This is a genomic window from Micromonospora sp. B006 (assembly GCF_003408515.1).
GTDB lineage: Bacteria > Actinomycetota > Actinomycetes > Mycobacteriales > Micromonosporaceae > Micromonospora > Micromonospora echinospora_A.
The window spans coordinates 7017524-7040153 of record NZ_CP030865.1 but is presented as its reverse complement, the minus strand read 5'-3'; the positions used below and the strand labels follow the sequence as shown (position 1 = coordinate 7040153).

The window sequence follows — 22630 nt, the reverse complement described above, 5'->3', positions numbered from 1 at the left end:
AACCGCCCCTTCGGTCGGGGTTCCGACGCAGGTGGGACGCCGCAGTGTGATGTTTGACGGTCATTGCGCCCGTGCGTAGGCTGGAGCGGCTGCTCTCTCGCCCTCTGCTAGGGTGATTGATGCTTGCTGTCCGTGGCTGTCACCTCGCATCGCCGGGGAGCGCGTCACGGCAGCGCCGATCGGAGGTCACCGACAAGGTGACCTGGACCAGCACACGACCCCGGGCGATCCGCCGCGCGGGGCGTACGACAACGGAGAGCCTGACGTGAGCAAGCGCACCTACCAGCCGAACAACCGCCGGCGCGCGAAGACCCACGGCTTCCGGCTGCGCATGCGCACCCGTGCCGGCCGCGCCATCATCGCTACCCGTCGTTCCAAGGGCCGCGCCCGCCTGTCGGCCTGAGGCCGACAGGTCCGGTCCGGGGACGTGGGCAGTCGTGCTGGCCGCCGCGCAACGACTGCGGCGCAGTAGCGACTTCGCCGCAGCGGTTCGCGGTGGCCGACGCGTCGGCCGTGGCACCGTCGTGGTCCACCTGACCACCCCCGAGCCGATCGGCACCACCGCGACACCTTCGCCGGAGCCGGCGCGGACCAGCGGTGCGGAGACCTCCGCACCACGCCGCGCCGGCTTCGTCGTGTCCAAGGCCGTCGGCGGCGCGGTGGTCCGGAACAAGGTCCGCCGGCGGCTCCGGCACCTGGTCCGCGAGCGGCTGGCCGAGCTGCCCGCCGGCACGACCCTCGTGGTACGCGCGCTGCCGGCAGCCGCCGACGCGACGTACGCCCGGCTCGGGGCCGACCTCGACGCCGCTCTCGCCGCCGCGCGGTCCCCCAAGGGACGGCGGTCGCGGTGACCGGCCCGAGCGCGACTTCGTCGCCCACAACCGGTGCCCGCATGCTGCTGGCGCCTATCATCGCGTACCGTCGGTGGATAAGTCCGGCACTGCCGGCCCGCTGCCGGTTCTACCCGTCGTGCAGTGCCTACGCCGTGGAGGCGGTGTCCCGGCACGGTGCGCTGCGGGGCGCCTGGCTGACGGTCCGTCGGCTGTCGCGCTGCCATCCCTTCCACCCAGGTGGACACGACCCGGTTCCGGAGCCGGGCGACCGCCGCCGTGCCGACGTGACTGGAGCCTGAGTGTTTAGTCTCGACTGGATCTACTACGCGATCTCGTGGATCCTGCTGACCTGGCACTCGGCCTGGGACGCCATCGGAGTTCCGGTCGGGGCCGTGATCGGTACGAACTGGGCCTGGATCCTCGCCATCATCTTCCTGGTGGTGACGGTCCGGGTGATCCTGTTCCCGGTCTTCGTCAAGCAGATCAAGTCGCAGCGTGCCATGCAGGCGCTCCAGCCGAAGGTGAAGGAGCTCCAGGAGAAGCACAAGGGTGACCGGGAGACGCTCCAGAAAGAGATGATGGAGCTCTACCGGAAGGAAAAGGCCAACCCGCTCATGGGCTGCCTTCCGATGTTCCTCCAGATCCCGGTCTTCCTGGGCCTGTTCCACACGTTGCGTCGCCTCAGCCCGGACAACCAGGGCAAGACCCTGTACGGCTGGACTGTCGACCAGTTCAACAGCGCCTCGAACGCAACGCTCTTCACCGCGCCGATCTCCGGCAAGTTTGGCTCCACCGCCGAGGAGCTCAGCCGGCTGGGCGCGAACACCGGCACCGTCAAGGTCGTCGCCGGCATCCTGGTGATCATCATGATCGCCACCACCTACCTGACCAGCCGTCAGATGATCCTCAAGACCGGGTGGGCCGAGGATCCGCAGCAGCGCATGGTGCAGCGCCTGATGCTCTACGGCATCCCGCTGTCCCTGCTGATCTCGGGCGCGATCTTCCCCATTGGTGTGATCATCTACTGGGTCACCAACAACCTCTTCACGCTCGGTCAGCAGCAGTGGGTGCTGCGGAAGTTCCCGCCGCCGCCCACGGCGAAGAGCACCACCGCCGCCAAGAGCACCGGTGGCAAGAACCCGGTGCAGCCGGCCAAGGTCGGTGGCCTGTTCGGCCGCAAGGCGGCCCAGCCGGCGGCGAAGGCCCCGGCCGCGGCGCCGAAGGTGGCCGGACCGAAGCCGGGCGCCAAGCCGGTCAACCCGAAGAAGGGCGGCAGCCGGCCCGCCAAGCGACAGGGCTGAGTTTCACCGGGCCACCGCCGCGACACCGGCGGTGGCCCGTTCCGGCCACGTGCTGCCATCCGAGGAGTCGGCGCCGGGCCGGAATCGCCGCGCGAGGCGCGGCCGCGGGCGAAACTGGCCCGTACAGACGTGCCCGAGGGCAACCGGCGAACCTCCCGCCGGCCCCGGGAGACCAGCGGACCCCCGAACGGTCCGGCCGAGCGAGTACGGAGATGAGACCCGTGACCGAGACCAGCATCCCCAGCGCCGAGCAGTCCCTGGACGAGGAGACCCCCGTTACCGCCGCCACCGAGACCGAGGCCGCCTCGGGCGAGTCCCGGGAGAAGAAGGCCCCGGCCGACAGCGACCTGTTCCGGCAGAGCGAGATCGCCGCAGACTACGTCGAGGGCCTGCTGGACATCCTCGACTACGACGGCGACATCGACGAGTTGGTCTCCGGCGGCCGCCCGGTCGTCGAGGTGGTCGGCGGACGGCTGCAGAACCTGGTCGGCCAGCGCGGCGCGACGCTGGAGGCGCTCCAGGAGCTGGCCCGGCTGGCCGTGTTCCGCCAGACCGGCACGCCGAGCCGCCTGCTGCTGGACGTCGGCGGCTACCGGGCCGCGCGGCGCAAGGAACTGGCCGCCGTGGCGAAGAACGCGGTCGAGAAGGTCAAGGAGCACGGCGAGCCGGTGCGCCTGGAGCCGATGTCCGCGTTCGAGCGCAAGTGCGTGCACGACGTGGTGAACGCGATGAGCGGCGTGGAGAGCGAGTCCGAGGGCGTCGAGCCCGACCGCCGCATCGTCGTGCGTCCGGTGACGGACTGAGGTCCGTGATCTCCGACGAGACGACGGCAGGCGCCGTGGCCGGCCCGGGTGGTACGCCGCCCGGGCCGTCGGCTGTGCGCCCCGACAACACAATCGACCCGGTCTTCTCCGACGAGGACGGGCCGGCCGACCCGGCGTACCCGGGAACGGCCCCGACCGACCCGGGCGAGCCCGCCTTCTCGGCCGAGCCGGCGGTGGTGACCGGGATCGAACCCGCCGACCCGGCCGCTGACGTGACACCCGCCTTCTCCGGTGAGCCGGCGGCGGACGTGACGTCGGCCGCACCGGCAGTGCCGGCCGATCCGGTCTTCGCCGAGCCGGCGGAAGACGCGCCCTCCCTTGTGGACGGTGACGCCGCGCCCGACCCGGCGTCGGCGACGCTGCCGCCCGAACTGGCGGAGGCCGCCCGCGCGCTGTTCGGCGACCGGCTCGACCTGGCCGCCGCGTACGCGGAACTGCTTGCCACCGACGGCGTGGTGCGCGGCCTGATCGGCCCGCGCGAGGCGCCGCGGCTCTGGGACCGGCACCTGCTCAACTGCGCTGTGGTGGCCGAGCGGATCCCGGAGGGGGCGAGCGTGATCGACGTCGGCTCCGGCGCCGGGCTGCCCGGCCTGGTCCTGGCGATCGCGCGTCCCGATCTCACGGTGACGCTCGTAGAGCCGCTCGCGCGGCGTACCTCCTTCCTGATCGAGGCGGTGCAACGCCTCGGCCTGACCCGCGACGTCCGCGTCTTCCGCGGGCGGGCCGAGGAGGCGGCAGCCGGGTCGCGGGACCGGGAAGGGCTGTCCGCCGACATCGTGACCGCCCGCGCGGTGGCGCCGCTGGACCGGCTTGCCGGTTGGTGCCTGCCGCTGCTGGTCTCCGGCGGTCGTTTGGTGGCGCTCAAGGGCGCCTCGGCGGCCGACGAGATCGCCGAGCACACCGAAGCGGTGGTTCGCCTCGGTGGCGGTACGCCGGAGCTGCACCGTTGCGGCGAGGGGATGGTCGAGTCCCCGGCGACGGTGATCGAGGTGGTCCGGGAGCGCGTGGTGAACCCGCGCCGGGCCAAGAAGCCGAAGCGGTCGCGTGGCGGCCGCCGTCGTGGCGACCGCTGACCGAAACGGCTGTCCGGACGTCCACCCGGTCGTTGGACCGGGTGGACGTGACGCGATCGATCACAACCCGACATGGACCCACTGCGCCCGTCGGCCGTAGGCTGACCGCGCGTCGATAGTGTGGAACGGCGGTGCCGGGCGGCACCCGAACCCGAGGGTTCCCGCCGAGCCGACCACGCCGGGCGAGGCGCGGACTCGATTCGACGGGTGCGGACCGACCATCCGGAGCGGGTAGGGATGACAGGTGCATGACGACGACAGGTACGACGATCCACGGTTGACCGGGTCCGGAGGGAACTCCCCTGGCCCCGTTTCACGTGAAACCAACTACCGGGAGTGGACGGTGAACGAGCCCCGCGATCCGTCCGCCTCGTACCAGCCGGCCGAGCCGCCGCCCTCGCGGCGGGAGCAGCCGCCCTCCGGTGCCGTGCGGCCCGTGTCGTCGGCGCCCGCGAACGTCCCGCCGGCTCGGGACCCGGTCGACCCGGCCGACGGCCCGGCGAACGCCCCGGCGCCGCGACCCCCGGCGGTGCGGGCGAACGCCGTGGTGCCCGCTCGCTTCGAACCCCAGCCGCCCGTCTCGGCCGTGCCGCACCAGGCCGCACCCGAGGTCGCCGTGGCGCCGTCCGACACGCCACAGGCGAGCGGGTACGGCGAAGAGGTAGACGCCAGCACGTACGTTTCACGTGAAACCCCGACGCGCGAAGAGGATGATCCACCGTTGGCTATGGAGGCGATGCGCGCCGTGCAGATCCTGAATCCCAGTGGCGAGGTCACCATGCCCCGCCCGGACCGGACCCGGGTGATGTGCGTCGCCAACCAGAAGGGCGGCGTGGGCAAGACGACCACCACCGTGAACCTCGCAGTGGCGCTCGCGCTGCACGGCAACCGGGTGCTCGTGGTCGACCTTGATCCCCAGGGCAACGCCTCCACCGGTCTGAACGTCCCGCACCACACCGGCGTGCCCGACGTCTACGACTGCCTGATCGACAGCGTGCCGCTCGAAGAGGTGGCGCAGGCCGTCGAGGGCATCCCCAACCTGTGGTGCGTACCGGCCACTATCGACCTGGCCGGCGCCGAGATCGAACTGGTCTCTGTCGTCGCCCGGGAGTCCCGCCTGGCGCGGGCCATCGCCGCGTACCCAGGGCACTTCGACTACGTCTTCATAGACTGCCCGCCGTCGCTCGGCCTGCTCACAGTCAACGCGCTTGTCGCCGCGCAGGAGGTGCTGATCCCGATCCAGTGCGAGTACTACGCGCTGGAAGGGCTCAACCAGTTGATCAACAACATCAACCTGGTACGCCAGCACCTCAACCCGAAGCTCGAGGTCTCCACCATCCTGCTCACCATGTACGACAGGCGTACCCGGCTGGCGGACGCGGTGGAGCAGGACGTCCGGAACCACTTCGGCGACAAGGTGCTCCAGGCCGTCATCCCGCGCAACGTGCGTGTCTCCGAGGCACCGAGCTACGGCCAGTCGGTGATGACCTACGATCCCGGTTCGCGGGGAGCCACGAGTTACTTCGAGGCCGCCCAGGAGATCGCGGAGCGAGGCGTCAAGGAGCCGGTGAGCCGGAATGCGTAGTGCGGAAATGTCGCTGGGAGGCGTCGCATGAAGAACCGTCCCCGCGGCGGGCTGGGCCGAGGGCTCGGCGCCCTCATCCCCACCGGACCGGTACCGGGTGCCGACCCGGCGGCCACCGAGCCGGAGTCGCCGACGGCGGTGGGCCCCACGTCGGCTCCCGTGGCCGGCGCGACGGCCGCGATCACCGGCGCAGTAGGGAGCGCCCCGCCCCCGGCCGCCGAACCCGAGTCGCACCTGAGCCCGGTGCCCGGCGCCCGCTTCGCCGAGATCCCGGTCGACGCCATCGTGCCGAACCCGAAGCAGCCCCGGCACGTCTTCGACGAGGAGGCGCTGGAGGAGCTGAAGACCTCGATCCAGGAGGTCGGCTTCCTCCAGCCGATCGTGGTCCGCCAGCTCGACCCCGAGAAGTACGAACTCGTCATGGGTGAGCGGCGCTGGCGCGCCGCCCAGGCGGTCGGCCGGGAAGTCATCCCCGCGATCGTCCGGGACACCAAGGACGACGCGATGCTCCGGGACGCGCTGCTGGAGAACATCCACCGCGCCAACCTGAACCCGCTGGAAGAGGCGGCGGCCTACCAGCAGCTGCTGGAGGAGTTCGGCGCCACGCACGAGGAGCTGGCCCGGCGGATCGGCCGCAGCCGCCCGCAGATCTCCAACACCATCCGGCTGATGAACCTGCCGGCGGCGGTGCAGCGCCGGGTCGCCGCCGGGGTGCTCTCCGCCGGTCACGCCCGGGCACTGCTCAGCCTCGACGACGCCGAGGCACAGGAGCAGCTCGCCAAGCGGATCGTCGCCGAAGGCATCTCGGTACGCGGTGCCGAGGAACTCGTGCACCTGGCGCTCGCCGAGGAACCGGCGAAGGCGTCCGCCGCGAAGCGCCGGCCGAAGCCGCACGCCCCGGCGCTCACCGATCTCGCGGACCGGCTCTCGGACCGGTTCGACACCCGCGTGAAGGTCGACATCGGCCGGAGCAAGGGGAAGATCACGATCGAGTTCGCCACCGTTGATGACCTGGAACGAATCGTCGGGCTCATCGGCGTGGGCGAGGAGGAGCGGCCCGAGGCGTAGCCGCGAGTGCTTGTACGGCCGGCCGCACCGCCCGCGAGGGGGTGCGGCCGGCTCGTTTCTTCCGGCTGCTGTTCCCGGGGGCGATCCGGCTCCTGCGATTCGCGCTTAAGGTGTGGCGGTTGCGGGACGGCCGTTGGTCTGCCCGCCCTGGTTTCACGTGAAACGAGGACGGCGGTGCGGGGCGGGCTGAGGCGGCGGGCGGGCCTCAGAGTCGGTCGTTCTGCTCCCCCCGTCGCGGGGCTGACCTCTGCGATTGACGGGTGGGCGAGGAGCCGGGGTGCCGGGAGCGCACCGGGTAGCGCGCCGCGCTCGCGCCTACGACAACTCAGATGCCGGTGGCCGTGGTGACTCACCGCCGAGGGCGGATCGGGGTCATGACTCCATGCCAACTTGTGGGGCCGCCCGTCGACGTCAGGGCTGCGTGTCTCCGTCGAGTTCGGCTGCTTGACGATCGGGCACCGCCGGGTCCCCGTCTCCGCCCCACGACGACAGTGCGCTTCCGCGGGCGGAGGAGTGGGCGATCTGACGACGTCGGCGTGGGTGACGGCGACAAGGAGGCGTGCCGGCACCCAGCCGATTCAGTTGCCAAGAAGATCGGCGGCTGCATGGCGTCCACGGGGTGAGCGGGAGCCGGAAGAGGGTTGGCTGATCCGTGGCGGAGTGGGGAGAGGGTCTGCGCTTGAGAAGACCTGCGCCGCTTGGAGCCGGGTGAACGGTCGAGCCTTGCAGCGATAGGGCGGCGTTTCACGTGAAACGGGATGGCCCCCGCCCAGCCCTGGAGGCCCCGGTCCAGTCGACGATGACGCCTTCGCGTCGAGGCTGGCCCGCGTAGCCGATGCTCCGAGACGAGCCCACCGCCGTCGTTAGATGTGCGCCGTCGCTGCGCGTTAATCGCCCACGCGGCCGTCCATTGGAGCGGTGCTGAAGCCGGGTGGAACACCATGGGTGTCAAAATGCCTCGGAGGCACCCACGCCGTTCCACTCACGCCCGGTGGGCAGCGGGTGCCAGCGACCCTGGACCGGGAAGCGCCCGTCTAGGGCCGCGCTTCCCGGATCTTCCGCCTCCTCGACGGGGCACCAACGTCCGCGCCCGCCCCGCGCCGGATGAGGGCTAGCGCCGCGAGTCGTCCCGTTGCCCGGCGATCCCACCAACGGCAGGATCCTCGCCGGAGCCCGGAGCCCGGAGCCCGGAGCCCGGAGCCCGGAGCCCGGAGCCCGGAGCCCGGAGCCCGGAGCCCGGAGCCCGGAGCCCGGAGCCCGGAGCCCGGAGCCCGGAGCCCGGAGCCCGGAGCCGCCAGACCAAGGCAAACCAACTGGCTGCCCGCCCCGAGCCACCGGCCCAAGCCCCGCCGGCACCAGGATCACCGAGACCGGCGGTGCGCGACTGAGCGGGCCGCCGCTGTTTCACGTGGAACCGATCGCAAGAAGCGCCTCCCGAACCCGGTACGGATCGAGCGCCCGGATCGTTGGAAGAGCGGATCCGCACACCCTCCGAGTTATCCACAGCAGTTGTCCACAGGCTCGCCCCGTTTCACGTGAAACAAAGCGCGGAAACCCTTGCTGAGCAGTGGATGACGCACCGTACTGGTGATCTCGGCACCCTGTGGACAACGTGGTGGACAACCTGTGCGCGGGCAGTGGAACGGGTAGGGACAGGCGTCGCCAACTCGGTTAGGGTCAGCGTCGTGCCGGACACCCCTCCCTCAGTTCCAGACTTCACCCAGTGGCCGTCCTTTCCCTTCGAGGGCGATCTCCGCGTCAAGCCGCTCGACGAGCCCGTACCGTTCGAACCTCCCCGCCGTGGCGAGGCGGATCGGGAGTGCACCGCCTGCAACGCGCCCGACGAGGCGTACATCTGGGTCGGTGAGCGGTGGCGGGTCCGCGCCATGGACCGGCCCACCGGGCTGCCGATGGTCCTGATCCTGGAGTCCCGGTCCCACCTGGATCTGGGCGACCTGCCGAATCTGCTCGCCGCCGAGCTGGGCGTGATGACCGTGCGCCTGGAGCGGGCCATCCGGTCGCTCGACGGTGTGGCCCGGGTCCACGTGAACCGTTGGGGCGACGGCTCGGCGCACCTGCACCTGTGGTTCCTCGCCCGGCCGTACGGGCGACTGCAGCTGCGGGGCACGTTCCTGTCGCTGTGGGACTCGATCCTGCCCCCGATCTCCGAGGACAGGTGGCGGGAGAATCTGGCCATGGTGGCCGCGTGGCTCGCCGAGTTCGGTGGCCGGCCGCTCGCCGAGCCGCCGCGCATCCAGTGGCAGGCCCCGTCGAGCTTCTCTCCGGCCTTGGCCGTGGACGCCGCTGAGGAGCCCGAGGAGGAGCCCGCATCCGTGATCGAGGCTGCGGATGAGATCCCGGAGTCCGAGGCGGCACAGGACGTCTCAGACCCCTCGGCGGGCCCGTCGGCCGACGACCCGGCACCGGAGGGCGGACCCGAAGCGTCCGAGGAGCAGGAGGAGACCGAGGGCGCCGCTACCGTGGGCGAGGCCGAGGACGGCGAGCCGCGGGCGGCGCTCACCAGGGAGGGCTGACCTCAGCGGCGGCGGGCGGCGGCCCGGGCCACCAGCGTGCCGAGCACCCGGCCGAAGTCCAGTCCGGCCGCCTGGATCGCCAGCGGCAGCAGCGAGGTCTCGGTCATGCCCGGGGAGACGTTGACCTCCAGCACGTGCGGCTGGCCCTCGGCGTCGACGATCAGGTCGACCCGGGACACGTCGCGCAGGCCGAGCGCGGTGTGCGCGGCGAGCGCCACCTCGGTCACCCGGGCGGTCGTCGCGGCGTCGAGCCGGGCGGGCGCGTGCCACGTGGTGCGGCCGGCGGTGTAGCGGGCCGCGTAGTCGTAGACGCCGTTGCGCGGCACGATCTCGACCGGAGGCAGGGCCTGCGGGCCCTTGCCGAGGTCGAGCACGGAGACCGCCACGTCCATCCCGGGCACGTAGCGCTCCACGAGCGCGGTCTGGTCGTACGCGAAACAGCCGACCATCGCGGCCGGCAGCGACGCCGCCTCCCGGACGACGGCGGCGCCCAGCCCGGAGCCGCCCTGCGCCGGCTTGACCATCAGCGGCAGCCCGAGCCGGTCCACGATCCGGTCCAGGACGGCGACCGCCCCCAGTTCGGAGAAGCGGTCGTGCGGCAGCGCCACCCAGTCGGGCGTCGGGATGCCCGCCTCGCGCAGCACCGCCTTTGCCGACGGCTTGTCCCAGGCGAGCCGGGAGGACCGGGCGTCGCAGCCGACGTAGGGCACGTCCCAGAGGTCGAGCACGCCGCGCAGTGAGCCGTCCTCGCCGGTGGCGCCGTGCAGGGCGATCACCACCGCGTCCGGCGGGTCGGCGGTCAGGGCGGGCAGCAACGCCACGTCGGCGTCGCGCAGTTCCGCCTGTACGCCGACCGCGCGCAGCGCGTCGAGCACCCGGCGGCCCGATCGCAACGAGACGTCCCGCTCGTAGGAGAGACCACCGGCGAGCACGAGCACGTGCAGCTCGTCGACGGCGGATCCGGTCACGGGAGGCGGTGCGGCAGGGCTGTCGGACATGCGGGCATCATGCCAAGTCGGGACCGGGCGCGTCCGAGCCGCCCTGGCGACGGCGGGGTCCGGCACCGCCGACCGCGCCGAAGACCTTGCGCATGGCGATCTCCTGTTCCATCACCCCGGCCAGCCGGCGGACGCCCTCGCGGATCCGCTCCGGCGACGGGAAGGAGAAATTCAGCCGCATGTTCCCGGCGCCGGTGCCGTCGGCGTAGAAGCCGGTACCCGGCACGTAGGCGACGCGGGCGGCCACGGCCCGCGGCATCATCGCCTTGGAGTCGAGCCCGTCGGGCAGCGTCGCCCAGACGAACAGGCCACCGCGCGGTGTGGTCCAGGTGGTGCCCTCGGGCATCAGGTCGGCCATCGCGTCGAGTAGCGCGTCCCGGCGCTCGCGGTAGATCTCGCGGTAGACCTTGAGCTGCTGCCGCCAGGGCATGGTGCCGAGGTACGTCGAGACGGCCGACTGCGCGTACGCGCTCGGGCAGAGGATCTGAGCCTCGCTCGCGATGACCAGCTTGTCGCGGACCGCGTGCGGGGCGAGGATCCAGCCCACCCGCAGGCCCGGCGCGAAGGTCTTGGAGAACGTGCTCAGGTAGAAGACCCCGTCGCGCCGCCGGGCCCGCAGCGGCCTGGGCGCCTCGCCCTCGAAACCGAGCTGACCGTACGGGTCGTCCTCCACCACCAGCAGCCCGGCGCGCTCGCAGATGTCGAGCACCCGCTCGCGCCGCTCCTCGCTCAGCGTCACGCCGGCGGGGTTCTGGTAGGTGGGGATGGTGTAGAGGAACTTCACCCGCCGGCCGGCCCGGGCCAGGTCGGCGATGGCCACCTCCAGCGCCTCCGGGATGAGGCCCTCGTCGTCCATCGGCACGTGGGCGACCTGGGCCTGGGCGGCCTGGAACACTCCGAGCGCGCCGACGTACGTCGGGCCCTCGGCGAGCACCACGTCACCCGGGTCCAGGAAGAGCCGGGCCACCAGGTCGAGGGCCTGCTGGCCGCCGACGGTGACCACCACGTCCTCCGGGGAGGCACCGCAGGAGGCGTCGATCCCGGAGAGGGACATCACCTCGCAGATCCGCTCGCGCAGCTCCGGGGTGCCCTGGCCGATGCCGTACTGGAGGGTGGTGGCCCCGTGCTCGGCGCCGAGCCGGCCGAGCATCTCGCCGACCGCGTCCAGTGGCAGCGCCGCGATGTAGGGTGCCCCACCGGCGAGCGAGACGACCTCCGGCCGGCTGGCCACCGCGAAGAGCGCCCGGATCTCCGAGGCGGTCATCCCGCGGACGCGCCGGGCGTACCTGTCGGTGTAGTCGTCGAGCGTCGTGCCGGTCATGACATCACCTCGATCGGGTGTCGGCGGGGCTGCCGCCCGGTGTGGTACCCGCGATGCCGACAGACATTGGCGGCTAGGGCCGGTTGGTCGATCGTAGTCCGTGGTGACGGTAGCGGTACCCGCCGTGTGGACACGTCCACATCCCGGACCGGCCGTTTGCCTTCCGGGCAGGGGTTCGCGCGTCCACTCCCGTAGCGCCGGGCGGAAGCGTACGATCGCTCGTCGGGAGCAGGAGGGCGCGGGACACACCGGCGCTCCGAGCCTATTGGTGGGGTGCGCTCATGTCGCGACGTCTGGTCAGCCTGACCCTGGACACGCTGGAGGACCTGCCTCGATCGTGTCGGCGCTGCGTCTACTGGGAGCTGGATCCGGTCTCCGCGGAGCGGGCCTGCGCGGCCGGTGACCCGGGCCTGGAGAAGGAGGCGTGGGTCTCCCAGACGCTGCTGGAGTGGGGCTCCTGCGGCAAGCTCGTCTACGTCGACGGGATGCCGGCCGGGTTCGTCATGTACGCGCCGCCGGCGTACGTCCCGCGCTCGATGGCGTTTCCCACGTCGCCGGTCTCGGCGGACGCGGCGCTGCTGATGACGGCGCACGTGGTGCCCGCCTTCGCTGACGGCGGCCTGGGCCGGATGCTGGTCCAGGGCGTGGCCCGCGACCTGACCAAGCGCGGCATCAAGGCGATCGAGGCGTTCGGCGACGCGAAGTTCGGCGACGACGCGGACGACCCGGCCCGCGCCTGCGTGGCGCCGGCCGATTTCTTCCTGTCGGTGGGCTTCAAGACGGTCCGGCCGCACCCGCGCTACCCGCGCCTGCGGCTGGAGCTGCGTACGGCGCTGAGCTGGAAGTCGGACGTGGAGTACGCGCTGGAGAAGCTGCTCGGCTCGATGAGCCCGGAGACGCTGCTGCGGCCGGTCCGCCCGGCGCCGGCCACCCGTTCGACCAGCTGAGCGGGGCCAGCCGACCAGCTGAGCGGGGGCAGCCGGCCAGCTGAGCGGGGTCAGTCGACGACGGTGCCGGCGGCGAGTACCGCCCGCAGTTCGGTCACGTCGATCGAGCCGGTCGGCACGTCCCGCTCGATCGGCAGGTACATCCGCTGCACAGCGGCGACGATGGCCTCGGCCACGCGGTCCCGGAACCGGGGGTCGACCAGCCGGGCCCGGTCCTCCGGCGAGGTCAGGTAGCCGACTTCGACGCGTACCGCGGGCATCCGGGTGAGCCGGAGCAGTTCCCACGCCTTGGCGTGGGTGTGGCAGTCGCGCAGCCCGGTACGGGCCACGATCTCCCGCTGCACCAGCCCGGCCAGGCGCTCGCCGGTCGCCGACGTGACGCCGTTGTCGGTGCCGTAGTGGTAGGTGGCCACCCCTTCGGCGGCCGGGTTGGCGTGGTGGTCGGTGTGCAGCGAGATGAACACGTCGGCGCCGAGGGAGTTGGCGAGCTGGGCCCGGTCGGCGTCGGGCAGGCAGCTCGCGGGCGAGGGGCCCCGGGTGAGCTGCACGCGTACGCCGGCCGCGGCGAGCCGCCCCTCCAGCCGGCTGGCGAGGTCGTGCACGAGGTCCGCCTCGGTCCAGCGCAGCGTGCCGTCGGGCACCACCACGCCCGGGTCGGTGCCCCCGTGCCCCGGGTCGATCACCACGGTCCGCCCGACGAGTTCCGGTCCGGCCTGCCGGATGGCGTCGGACTCGCGCAGCCACTGCGGGCGCCCGCCGACCACCTTGCGGCCGAGGCGGCGCAGCGCGTTGACGGTGTGCGGCCCGCACGACCCGTCCGGTTTCAGCCCCATCTCCCGCTGGAACTGGGCCACCGCGCGGGAGGTGCGGATGCCGTAGATGGCGTCGGCGCGTCCCACGTCGTACCCCATCTCCAGCAGGCGTTCCTGGAGCGAGCGGACGTCCTCGCCGGTGATCGGCTCGGGTACGGCGTGGAAGAGCGCGCGGGCCCCGAACCGCCAGCGGGCCGCGTCCAGCGCCCGCCAGGTCTCGGCGCCGACGCGCCCGTCGACGCTGAGGCCGCGGGACTGCTGGAACGCCCGGACCGCGCGTTCGGTCTCGGCGTCGTAGTCGTCGCCCCCGCTGTCGGCGGGAAGAAGCTCCAGGCCGACGAGCACGGTACGGATCTCGGCCACCGCCGGTCCCTGGTCACCGGGTCGGATCGGATGCACGACGACCCCCTATGCACGGACGTTGGCAGGACCGGAACTCCGACGGATGCTTACGGAGCGTACCGTGACCGGTACCCAGCGGGCTCGTGTTCATGCAGGTCAGGAAAGCCGGAACCCCCGTCACCCGGGCTGGGTGACGGGGGTTCCGGCGCTGTCGGTACGGCTCAGAGCGCCGACTCGATGAGCTTGAGCAACTCGCCCTTCGGCTTGGCGCCGGCGATCGACTGGACGGGCTGGCCGTTCTTGAAGATCGTCAGCGTCGGCACCGACATCACCCGGTAGGCGCGTGCCGTCTCCGGGTTCTCGTCGATGTTGAGCTTGACGATGGTGACCTGGTCCTTCATTTCGCCGGCGATCTCCTCCAGCAGCGGCGAGACCTTGCGGCACGGGCCGCACCACTCCGCCCAGAAGTCGACCAGGACCGGCTTGTCCGACTGCAGCACGTCGCTGACGAAACTCGCGTCAGTGACCGCCTTGGTTGCTCCCACTATGAACTCTCCTCCTCCGAACCTTGCTCGTCGAACTCTCAGCCCTGGATGGTGGCGATGAAGCGCTCGGCGTCCAGCGCGGCGGCGCAGCCGGTGCCGGCCGCCGTGATGGCCTGCCGGTAGGTGTGGTCGACCACGTCACCGGCCGCGAACACGCCCGGCACGCTGGTACGGGTGCTCGGCGCCTCGACCTTCACGTACCCCTCGTCGTCCATCTCGACCTGGCCGCGGAACAGCTCGCTGCGGGGGTCGTGACCGATCGCCACGAAGACGCCGGTGACGTCGAGCACCTTGCTCTCGCCGGTGTGCACGTTGCGTACCCGCACGCCGTTGACCTTGCCGTCGTCGCCGAGGATCTCCTCGACCACGGAGTTCCACTCGACCTTGATCTTCTCGTTGCGCAGCGCCCGGTCCGCCATGATCTTGCTGGCGCGGAACGAGTCGCGGCGGTGGATGATGGTCACCGACTCGGCGAACCGGGTGAGGAAGCTGGCCTCCTCCATCGCCGAGTCGCCGCCGCCGACCACCACGATGTGCTGGTTGCGGAAGAAGAAGCCGTCACAGGTGGCGCAGGACGACACCCCGTGGCCGAGGTACTCCTGCTCGCCGGGCACACCGAGCGGCCGCCAGGCGGAGCCGGTGGACAGGATGACGGCGCGGGCGCGGTACGCGGTCTCGCCCACCCACACGGTGCTCACCGCGTCCGAGCCGATCTCGCCGGTGTCCTTCAGCTCGACGCGGGTCACGTCGTCGGTGAGGAACTCGGCGCCGAAACGCTCGGCCTGCTTGCGCATGTTGTCCATCAGCTCGGGGCCGAGGATGCCGTCGGCGAAACCGGGGAAGTTCTCCACCTCGGTGGTGGTCATCAGCGCGCCACCCGACTGCACGCCCTCGATCACCAGCGGCTTCAGGTTGGCGCGTGCGGCGTAGACCGCAGCCGTGTAGCCGGCCGGACCGGAGCCGATGATGATCAGGTTGCGGACCTCGTCCACTGCCGTCTCCCGATGTGTGTGTTCGTCACCGGCCGCACCGATGTCGATCCCGAGTGCCGACGGCTCAGCGGCGCCGGCGCCTGACTTGCAGAACGTCATCGTACGAAGCGGGGATTCCCGAGCCGGTCATCCGGTGGGTCAGGTCACGTGGCGGGACACGCGTGATGACCGCGTTTTCACCCTACCCGCGTACGGAAGCGCGTGTCCGCGCCGGACCCGGGTACGCCGCACTCCGGCCCGCTCGCCCAGCCCCAGCGGGCACCGGTCGCGTCCGCGAACGTCACCACGAGCGCCGGAGCGCCCTGGTACCGGGCGTAGTCGATCATGTTGACGGTGAGCGGGGTCGCGCCGTGCTCCGCGCCGATCGCGGTGAGGCACGCGGCGAGCGTCTCCGGCCGGGCCAGCCGGTCCAGCTCGAGCGCGCTGACGCGGTACTTGTCGCTGGACAGGGGCCTCTCCGGGCCGTTCTCCCGCCCCGCGCCGGACGGACCGGCCATGTCCTGCGGCATCGACTTCGCCCCGCTGGGCACCCGGTCGGCGGCGAGGCGTTCCGGCGTCCAGTCGGTGCCGCTGCTCAGGGCCGGTCCGGTGGTCCGGTACGGCGCGGCGGCCATCGGCGCCGGCTCCCCGACCGCCGGGTTGGCCGAACCGCCGCCGCCCGGATCGGCCAGCCGGCCGACACCGAGCCCGACCGCCGCGACCGAGGCCGCGGCCAGGGCCACCGGGCCGGCGATCCGGGCCCAGCGCCGGGGACGACGACCGGGGCCGCTGTGCCGTTCGGGACGCGACGCGGTGCCGGGCGGGCGGGACGCGCCACCGGCCTGAGCCGGTACGACGGGCGTACCGTCGCGCAGCGCGGCCGGACCGGGCGCGGGCCCGGCCCCGGCGAGCGCCGCGGTGATCCGGTCGGCCACCGCCACGGGCATCTCCGGCGCGGGCGCCGCCGCCCAGCCGGCCAGGTCGGTGTGCACCAGGTCGAGGGCCTCGGCGAGATCGTCGTACGCGACCCGCCACGCCGGGTCCTGCTCGACCAGCCGGGCCACTGTCGCCTGCTCGGGGGTGCCGTCCAGCGCCCCGCCGAGGTAGTCGGCGAGCAGGTCGTGGTCGACCTCGCTGAACTCCCGGGAAGTCACGGCTCCTCCTGGCTGACGGCCTGACGGGACGCTCCCGACGAGGATCCGACGCCCTCGCGGCCCCGTCGGTTCCCGGAGGTGACCCGCGGCACGTCGGCCGCGGGGGAGTCGGAGCCGGTCCGTAGGTGCCCGAGCAGGACGGCGAGCCGCGCCCGACCCCGGGCGCACCGGCTCTTCACAGTCCCCTCGGCGACGCCGAGCATCAGTGCCACCTCGGCCACCGGGTAGCCCTGGACGTCCACCAGGACCAGCGCGGCCCGCTGTTCCGCCGGCAACGCCGCGAGGGCCTGCCGGACCACGAGCGCGGTGTCGTGGTCGCGGGACGGCGCGGCCGGTTCCCGCCCGCCGGTGTGCCGGCCCGGTTCGCCGTCGGTGTGCACCCCGTCCGGCAGCGGGACGGTGGCGTGGGTCTGCCGCCGCCGGATCCGGTCCAGGCAGGCGTTCACCACGATCCGGTGCAGCCAGGTGGTGACCGCCGAGTCACCCCGGAACCGGGCGGCGGCGCGGTGGGCGGAGAGCATGGCGTCCTGGAGGGCGTCGGCGGCGTCCTCACGGTCGCCGATCGTGCGCAGCGCGACCGCCCAGAGCCGGTCCCGGTGCCGCTGGAACAGGTCCGTGAACGCGTCCCGGTCGCCTTCCACGTGTGCCCGGAGCAGGTCCAGGTCGGAGCGGCCGGGCTGCGGGCCGACGCCGGTCGCCGCGTCCGGGGTACGCCCGCCGCGATCCGCCATCACCACATCCGGCGGAGGTGGCGCGGCGGGTGCGGCCGACGGGTCACGAGCCCTGGACCACGATCTCCTGGACGCCGAGCTTCCAGGTGGTGCCGTTGTCCTTCACCGGCAGCTTGGTGATCCAGAAGAGGAGGTACTGATACTTGTCCCCCTCCTGGAAGCCGTCGAAGATCATCTTTGTGCCGCCGTTCTCGTTCGGCGTCCCGATCACCGTCGAGTAGGCGTTCACCAGCTGCTTGTCACCGGCGGAGCTGGACGGGAAGTCGCCGCGGGCGCCGGCGCGCAGCTCGACAGTGGCGCCGGTGGCCGACAGCGTCGCCTCCAGCTGCTTGATCGTGTGCGGGGCGCCCAGGTCGATCCAGACGCCCATGCCCTTCTTGATGCCGCCGAACTTGGCGTTCGTCCGGTAGGTGTTGGTCTCCCAGCCCTCGTCGTCGTCGCCGTCGATGACCTTCTCGGCGTTGCGCACCTCCGCGCGGTCGCCGTCCGGGTCGATGATCCGTACGTCCTGGATGGTCAGCTTGCGGACCTGCGCGACGGGCTCGTCGCCACCACCGGGGCTGGCCGGGGCGCTGTTCGACGGCTGGGCGACCGGCTCCTTGTCGCCGTCGTCGCCGCCACCGAGCGCGTTGATGCCGATGAGCAGCCCGACCAGGGCCACAGCCAGCATGCCGGCGATGCCGATGGCGACCTTGCGCCCGCCGGCCGCGGCCAGCGGCGAGGGCTCCTCGCCGGGCTCGGCGGTGAAACGCAGCGGCCCGGCCTGCTCCAGGAACTGCTCGTCGGCCGGGATGTCCAGCCGGCTCAGCTCGGCGGCCAGCACGTCCGACGCCGGCGGGTCGATCTCCCGGTCGAGCAGGTCCATGGTCAGGTCGTCGAGGTACGCCGGCACCCCGGCACGTACCTGCCGGGGCGCGGCGATGGCACCGGTGGCGTCCCGGACCGCGTCCGGCAGGGCGGCGCGGCCGTGCCCGGCGGTGGCGCCGTGCAGCGGGGCCTCGCCGTGCGGCCAGTGCCCGGTCAGCGCGAAGTAGAGCACCCCGCCGACCGCGCGCAGGTCGTTCTGCTGGCTGTCCGCCCCGTCGGTACGCGCGTCGGCAAGGACTACCCGGCCGTCGTCGCTGATCATCACGGTGCCGGGGTGCACGTTGCCGTGCACCATGCCGGTGGCGTGCACGGCGGCGAGGGCGCTCGCGACGGCGTTGCCGATCGCCGTGGCCCGGGCCGGGTCGAACGGCCCGTCGGCGGCGACCAGCTCGCGCAGCGACTGCCCGTCGACCCACTCGCGGACCACGTAGGCGCGGTCGTCCTCGTCGATCGCGTCGTAGACGCCGACCAGGTTGGGGTGGATGACGCGGCTCGCGGCGACCGCGGCCTGAAGCATCTCGGTGGCGGAGTCGCCACCCGGGTAGCGGAGGACCACCGCGACGGGACGGCGGAGCACCACGTCGACGCCGCGCCAGACCAGCCGGCCGGCGCTGTCGTTGTTGATGTGCTCGACCAGCTCGTACCGCTCGGCGAGCAGCTCACCGACAGTGGGAGCACCGAAGGTCACGACCGCAGGAGAGGTCTCCTCCGCTTCCTGACCCTCGCCGACCTGGGTCACCCGTCCTCCCTCGGTGATCGTGTCGATCGATGGACCCGTGCTGCTGGGCATGTGGCTTCCCGCTCTGCCTTCGGTGGAACGGCCGGCCGGCTCGACACCCGTGTCGACCGGTCGTACCCGTCGAGAGCGACCTTACCCGGGATGCCCGGTTCTCCGACATGTCATCTTCCCGCTGTGACCGGCCGGAAGGCCAGACAACCACGGGCCCCGGCCGGGCCGCCCGCCCACCCGGCGGGCGAGCCGGACACGCACCGCCAATCTAAAGGTTGACGGCAAGGAGGCGGCACAGGGGCGTACCGGTGTGCCGCCCGGGTGGTTTCCCCGCTCCGGCCTGCGCTCCCTCGTCCGTACGGTTGGTTGTCCACAGGCCGAGAGGCCCAGTGGACGGGGGAATTCCAAGTTATCCACAGCCGTATCCCCAGGCTGGTGATCCTCGTTCACCGTCGGTCACCGAGGGGGTCAACGCCCGAGGCGCCGCCGGACCATCCCGACCACCTCGGTGATCTCACCGATCCGCAGCACCATGGCGAGCCCGAGGTAGGTGGCGCCGATCGCCGCGCCGCCGATCACCAGCTGGACCGCGGCGGCGAGCCAGCTCAGGCTCGCCGGGTCGCCGGGAAGCACCGCGACCACCAGCAGGCCGACCAGCGCGGCGCCGAGCGCCGCCACGACCACCCGGCCGAGCGTGCGCATGATCCCGCCCAGCCCGATCCGGCCCACCCGGGGTCGCAGCAGCATCGCCGAGATGATCGCCGCCGCCAGGTACGACACGGCGTTGCCGAGCATCATCCCGGCCGCCGCGAACGTGTTCGAGAAGATCAGGAACAGGCCGACCTGGAGCAGGACGCGCAGCGCCACCACCGGAATGTTGATCAGAGCCGGGGTACGGGTGTCCGGCAGCGCGTAGAACGCGAAGGTGAAGAGCTGGCTGACCGCGAACGGCACCAGGCCGAGCGCCGCCACCAGCAACACCGTCGAGGTGGCCACCGCGTTGTCGCCGGTGAACGCGCCGTACCGGAACACCACCACCGAGATCGGGGCGGCCAGCACCGCGTAGCAGACCGCGATGGGCGCGAGCACCGCCGTGACCATCCGGGTGCCCCGGGACAGGTCGGCGGTGACGTCGTGGAACCGGTTCTCGGCGGCCGCCGCGCTCATCCGGGGCATCAGCGCGGTGATGATCGAGACCGCGATGATGCCGTGCGCCATCATCAGCAGCAGGAAGACGTTGTTGTAGATCAGCAGGCCGGCGTTCTCGCCGTCGCCGCCGGTGGCCCGGTTGAGCAGGTTGACCACCACGAAGAGGCCGAGCTGGTTGACCGCGACGTAGCAGAACATCCAGGCGCCGAGCCGGGCCAGCTCGCGCAGCCCCAGCTCGCGGAAGTCGAACCGCGGCTTCCACCGGAAGCCGACCTTGCGCAGCGCGGGCAGCAGGCCGATCGCCTGCACCGCCACGCCCAGCAGCGTGCCGCCGCCGACCAGCAGGATCCGGTCCCAGCCCACCTCGCCGGGCGGCAGCGCCTTCGCGCTGTAGACGACGATGTACAGGCCGAACGTGCCGATGGAGACGATGTTGTTGAGGATCGGCGCCCACATCGGGGCGGCGAAGTGCCCCCTGGTGTTCAGCACCGCGGCGATCAGCGCGCTGATGCCGGTGAAGAACAGCATCGGCAGCATCAGGTACGACAGCCGGGTGACGAGCGTGGTGTACGCCGGGTCGTCGCTGCCGGCCGCGTACAGGGCCGTGAGCACCGGGGCCAGCACCACAGCGATCAGCGCGGTCGCGGCCAGGGCCAGCACGGCGAGGGTGAGCAGGCGCTGGGCGTACGCCTCGCCCCGGTCCGCGTCGATCTTGCGACGGCGAACCAGCACCGGCACCAGGACGCTCGTCAGCACGCCGCCGAGCAGGAACTCGTACACCTGGTTGGGCAGGAACTGGGCGGTGGTGAACGCGTCGCCGACCATGGTGCCGAGCGCGGCGCCGATCATCAGGTTGCGGATGAAGCCCGTACCCCGGCTGACCAGGCTGCCGACGGCCATCACCGCGCTGTTCGCCGCGGCGCTGGTCTCGGCCACCACCTCCTGCGGGGGCGCGACGGCCTCGACGGCCGGCTGGTTCAGCGGCTCGGCGGAGATGAAGGTCGCGCCGTCGTCCGGCGGCAGGCCGTCGCCGTGCGCGTTCGCGCTGCGGTAGAGCCCGCCGCTCATCTGCCAGCCTCCAAGGGGTACGTCGCAACCGGGTCCGGCCGGCCCCGCCCATCCGGAACCTTAGTCAACCTCCGCCCGTTACCCGCGCCCGGCGCGGTCGATCCACCCCCGGCCCGATAGGCTGGCGATCCCATGTCCGAAGCCTCCGCCTCCCACGCCGCCGACAGCCGCGAGCTGACCGCCGCGCAGCGCAACGCCGTCGCCGAACTGCTCCGAGTCTCACCGGTCGCCGACGAGCTGGGCCGGCGCTTCGCCCAGGCCGGTCACGAACTGCACCTGGTGGGCGGATCCGTCCGCGACGCGCTGCTCGGCCGGCTCGGCAACGACCTCGACTTCTGCACCGACGCCCACCCGGACGAGACCGTCAAGGTGATCCGTGGCTGGGCGGAGTCGATCTGGGAGACCGGACGCGAGTTCGGCACCATCGCCTGCCAGCGCGACGGTCTCAACCTGGAGATCACCACCTTCCGGGCCGAGGTCTACGACCAGGTCAGCCGCAACCCGGTAGTGCAGTACGGCACCAGCCTGACCGAAGACCTGAAGCGCCGCGACTTCACAGTCAACGCGATGGCGGTCAGCCTGCCCGATCACCGGTTCACCGACCCGTACGGCGGCCTGGCCGACCTGGCCGCCAAGATCATCCGTACGCCCGGCACGCCGCAGGAGTCGTTCCGCGACGACCCCCTGCGGATGCTGCGCGCGGCCCGGTTCGCCGCCCAGCTCCGCTTCGCCGTCCACCCGGACGTCCGCGAGGCGATGACCGGGATGGCCGGTGACCTGGACCGGATCACCGCCGAGCGGATCCGGGACGAGTTCACCAAGCTGCTCTGCGGCGCCGACCCGATCACCGGGCTGCGGCTGCTCGTCGACACCGGCCTGGCCGAGCGCTTCCTGCCGGAGCTGACCGGCCTGAAGCTCACCATCGACGAGCACGCCCAGCACAAGGACGTCTACGAGCACACGCTCACGGTGGTCAGCAACGCCCTGGCGCTGGAGTCCGACGGCTGCGACTTCGTGCTGCGGATGGCCGCGCTCATGCACGACATCGGCAAGCCGGCCACCAAGGCGGTCGGCGCGGACGGCCGGGTCAGCTTCCACCACCACGAGGTCGTCGGGGCCCGGCTGACCAAGGCCCGGATGAAGGCGATGCGCTACTCCAAGGAGATCACCTCCCAGGTGGTCAAGCTGGTCGGCCTGCACCTGCGCTTCTACGGGTACGGCCGGGGCGAGTGGACCGACTCGGCGGTGCGCCGGTACGTCACCGACGCCGGTGACCTGCTGTCCCGCCTGCACAAGCTGACCCGTTCCGACTGCACCACCCGTAACCGGCGCAAGGCCGCGCAGCTCGCGGCCGACTACGACGCGCTGGAGGAGCGGATCGCCCGGATCGCCGCCGAGGAGGACCTGGCCCGGGTGCGGCCGGACCTGGACGGCAACGCGATCATGGAGTTGCTCGGCGTACCGCCGGGGCCGGTGGTCGGCCGTGCCTGGCAGCACCTCAAGGAGCTGCGCCTGGAGCGCGGGCCGCTGGACCGCGACGAGGCCGAGGCGGAGCTGCTGCGCTGGGCCCGCGACGAGGGCATCACCGGCTGATCTCCCCCGGCGGGAAGCTCCACGACGATACGGCGGCGTGTCGACCGAAAGGTTGACGCGTGTCGGTCGATGTCTCGCGCATGATGATGGTCATCATCATCAGCCGCCTGGATCGACGGGTACGGCTGTCCTGATCACATCCGCCCGTCCCCAAGGGACGGCCGCTGGACACGGGGAGAACATT

Annotated in this window: 21 protein-coding genes; 11 read left to right on the top strand and 10 right to left on the bottom strand. The window is 72.1% G+C overall.

The window, feature by feature from the left end; translation table 11 throughout:
• Window positions 1–265 precede the first annotated feature (265 nt).
• The 6 genes from rpmH (at window position 266) to rsmG (ending at window position 4031) form a co-directional block, all read left to right on the top strand.
• Window positions 266–403, top strand: a complete 138-nt coding sequence (rpmH, locus tag MicB006_RS31585) for a 50S ribosomal protein L34 (protein ID WP_018788530.1) — start codon at window positions 266–268, stop codon at window positions 401–403.
• Between the two features lie 34 nt (window positions 404–437).
• Window positions 438–851, top strand: a complete 414-nt coding sequence (rnpA, locus tag MicB006_RS31580; protein ID WP_116511016.1) for a ribonuclease P protein component — start codon at window positions 438–440, stop codon at window positions 849–851.
• A 41-nt stretch (window positions 852–892) separates the two neighbouring features.
• Window positions 893–1132 (top strand): membrane protein insertion efficiency factor YidD, encoded by a 240-nt coding sequence (gene yidD, locus MicB006_RS31575; RefSeq protein WP_091567651.1) that lies wholly within the window; start codon window positions 893–895, stop codon window positions 1130–1132.
• Entirely contained in the window at window positions 1133–2134 is a 1002-nt protein-coding gene (gene yidC, locus MicB006_RS31570) for a membrane protein insertase YidC (RefSeq protein ID WP_073831161.1), read from the top strand.
• A gap of 212 nt (window positions 2135–2346) precedes the next feature.
• A complete protein-coding gene (locus MicB006_RS31565; protein WP_116511014.1) occupies window positions 2347–2937 on the top strand; it encodes a R3H domain-containing nucleic acid-binding protein in 591 nt (196 codons plus the stop codon).
• A 341-nt stretch (window positions 2938–3278) separates the two neighbouring features.
• Window positions 3279–4031, top strand: coding sequence for a 16S rRNA (guanine(527)-N(7))-methyltransferase RsmG (rsmG, locus tag MicB006_RS31560; RefSeq protein WP_225980869.1), 753 nt, complete (start codon window positions 3279–3281; stop codon window positions 4029–4031).
• A gap of 327 nt (window positions 4032–4358) precedes the next feature.
• Here the strand turns inward: rsmG and MicB006_RS32140 are convergent, their stop codons facing one another.
• Window positions 4359–4664, bottom strand: a complete 306-nt coding sequence (locus MicB006_RS32140) for a hypothetical protein (RefSeq protein ID WP_192900166.1) — start codon at window positions 4662–4664, stop codon at window positions 4359–4361.
• On the opposite strand from MicB006_RS32140, the gene MicB006_RS32135 reads away from it, so the two are divergent.
• The 3 genes from MicB006_RS32135 (at window position 4561) to MicB006_RS31540 (ending at window position 9218) form a co-directional block, all read left to right on the top strand.
• On the top strand, window positions 4561–5616 hold the full coding sequence (locus MicB006_RS32135; protein ID WP_305021840.1) for a ParA family protein: 1056 nt from the start codon (window positions 4561–4563) through the stop codon (window positions 5614–5616). The two genes, MicB006_RS32140 and MicB006_RS32135, sit on opposite strands and share 104 nt — an antisense overlap.
• Window positions 5617–5643: 27 nt before the next feature.
• The gene (locus MicB006_RS31550; protein WP_116511008.1) at window positions 5644–6684 is read left to right on the top strand and encodes a ParB/RepB/Spo0J family partition protein; all 1041 of its coding nucleotides are present in this window, start codon (window positions 5644–5646) and stop codon (window positions 6682–6684) included.
• 1685 nt (window positions 6685–8369) lie between these two features.
• Window positions 8370–9218: a hypothetical protein gene (locus tag MicB006_RS31540; protein ID WP_116511005.1), complete on the top strand. Its 849-nt coding sequence runs from the start codon at window positions 8370–8372 to the stop codon at window positions 9216–9218.
• A gap of 2 nt (window positions 9219–9220) precedes the next feature.
• On the opposite strand, the gene MicB006_RS31535 is transcribed toward MicB006_RS31540, so the two are convergent.
• Together MicB006_RS31535 and MicB006_RS31530 are read right to left on the bottom strand one after the other, a co-directional pair.
• Entirely contained in the window at window positions 9221–10216 is a 996-nt protein-coding gene (locus MicB006_RS31535) for a D-alanine--D-alanine ligase (RefSeq protein ID WP_116511003.1), read from the bottom strand.
• 7 nt (window positions 10217–10223) lie between these two features.
• Window positions 10224–11537, bottom strand: a complete 1314-nt coding sequence (locus tag MicB006_RS31530; RefSeq protein WP_116511002.1) for a PLP-dependent aminotransferase family protein — start codon at window positions 11535–11537, stop codon at window positions 10224–10226.
• Window positions 11538–11818: 281 nt separating this feature from the next.
• On the opposite strand from MicB006_RS31530, the gene MicB006_RS31525 reads away from it, so the two are divergent.
• The gene (locus tag MicB006_RS31525; protein ID WP_043327687.1) at window positions 11819–12484 is read left to right on the top strand and encodes a hypothetical protein; all 666 of its coding nucleotides are present in this window, start codon (window positions 11819–11821) and stop codon (window positions 12482–12484) included.
• A 50-nt stretch (window positions 12485–12534) separates the two neighbouring features.
• Here the strand turns inward: MicB006_RS31525 and MicB006_RS31520 are convergent, their stop codons facing one another.
• The 7 genes from MicB006_RS31520 to murJ form a co-directional block, all read right to left on the bottom strand.
• The gene (locus MicB006_RS31520; RefSeq protein ID WP_073831154.1) at window positions 12535–13695 is read right to left on the bottom strand and encodes an N-acetylmuramoyl-L-alanine amidase; all 1161 of its coding nucleotides are present in this window, start codon (window positions 13693–13695) and stop codon (window positions 12535–12537) included.
• A 164-nt stretch (window positions 13696–13859) separates the two neighbouring features.
• On the bottom strand, window positions 13860–14183 hold the full coding sequence (gene trxA / locus MicB006_RS31515) for a thioredoxin (RefSeq protein WP_030499495.1): 324 nt from the start codon (window positions 14181–14183) through the stop codon (window positions 13860–13862).
• A 38-nt stretch (window positions 14184–14221) separates the two neighbouring features.
• Window positions 14222–15175, bottom strand: a complete 954-nt coding sequence (trxB, locus tag MicB006_RS31510; protein ID WP_116512023.1) for a thioredoxin-disulfide reductase — start codon at window positions 15173–15175, stop codon at window positions 14222–14224.
• A 176-nt stretch (window positions 15176–15351) separates the two neighbouring features.
• A complete protein-coding gene (locus MicB006_RS31505; protein WP_116511000.1) occupies window positions 15352–16308 on the bottom strand; it encodes a hypothetical protein in 957 nt (318 codons plus the stop codon).
• Window positions 16305–17039: an RNA polymerase sigma factor SigM gene (gene sigM / locus MicB006_RS31500; protein ID WP_116510998.1), complete on the bottom strand. Its 735-nt coding sequence runs from the start codon at window positions 17037–17039 to the stop codon at window positions 16305–16307. The genes MicB006_RS31505 and sigM overlap by 4 nt, the downstream gene beginning before the upstream one ends.
• A gap of 43 nt (window positions 17040–17082) precedes the next feature.
• Window positions 17083–18696, bottom strand: coding sequence for a protein kinase family protein (locus MicB006_RS31495; RefSeq protein WP_192900165.1), 1614 nt, complete (start codon window positions 18694–18696; stop codon window positions 17083–17085).
• A 408-nt stretch (window positions 18697–19104) separates the two neighbouring features.
• Complete coding sequence (murJ, locus tag MicB006_RS31490) at window positions 19105–20853, bottom strand: murein biosynthesis integral membrane protein MurJ (protein WP_116510996.1); 1749 nt, start codon at window positions 20851–20853, stop codon at window positions 19105–19107.
• 132 nt (window positions 20854–20985) lie between these two features.
• On the opposite strand from murJ, the gene MicB006_RS31485 reads away from it, so the two are divergent.
• Window positions 20986–22446, top strand: coding sequence for a CCA tRNA nucleotidyltransferase (locus MicB006_RS31485; RefSeq protein ID WP_116510994.1), 1461 nt, complete (start codon window positions 20986–20988; stop codon window positions 22444–22446).
• The last annotated feature ends 184 nt before the right edge of the window (window positions 22447–22630 follow it).

What these genes read in the sequence shown, in the direction of transcription:
- murJ (WP_116510996.1), bottom strand. Translation starts at nt 20,853, where the DNA reads ATGAGCGGCGGGCTCTACCGCAGCGCGAACGCGCACGGCGACGGCCTG.
- MicB006_RS31495 (WP_192900165.1), bottom strand. Translation starts at nt 18,696, where the DNA reads ATGCCCAGCAGCACGGGTCCATCGATCGACACGATCACCGAGGGAGGA.
- MicB006_RS31485 (WP_116510994.1), top strand. Translation starts at nt 20,986, where the DNA reads ATGTCCGAAGCCTCCGCCTCCCACGCCGCCGACAGCCGCGAGCTGACC.
- yidD (WP_091567651.1), top strand. Translation starts at nt 893, where the DNA reads ATGCTGCTGGCGCCTATCATCGCGTACCGTCGGTGGATAAGTCCGGCA.
- MicB006_RS31535 (WP_116511003.1), bottom strand. Translation starts at nt 10,216, where the DNA reads ATGTCCGACAGCCCTGCCGCACCGCCTCCCGTGACCGGATCCGCCGTC.
- MicB006_RS31550 (WP_116511008.1), top strand. Translation starts at nt 5,644, where the DNA reads ATGAAGAACCGTCCCCGCGGCGGGCTGGGCCGAGGGCTCGGCGCCCTC.
- MicB006_RS31565 (WP_116511014.1), top strand. Translation starts at nt 2,347, where the DNA reads ATGAGACCCGTGACCGAGACCAGCATCCCCAGCGCCGAGCAGTCCCTG.
- MicB006_RS31525 (WP_043327687.1), top strand. Translation starts at nt 11,819, where the DNA reads ATGTCGCGACGTCTGGTCAGCCTGACCCTGGACACGCTGGAGGACCTG.
- MicB006_RS31530 (WP_116511002.1), bottom strand. Translation starts at nt 11,537, where the DNA reads ATGACCGGCACGACGCTCGACGACTACACCGACAGGTACGCCCGGCGC.
- sigM (WP_116510998.1), bottom strand. Translation starts at nt 17,039, where the DNA reads ATGGCGGATCGCGGCGGGCGTACCCCGGACGCGGCGACCGGCGTCGGC.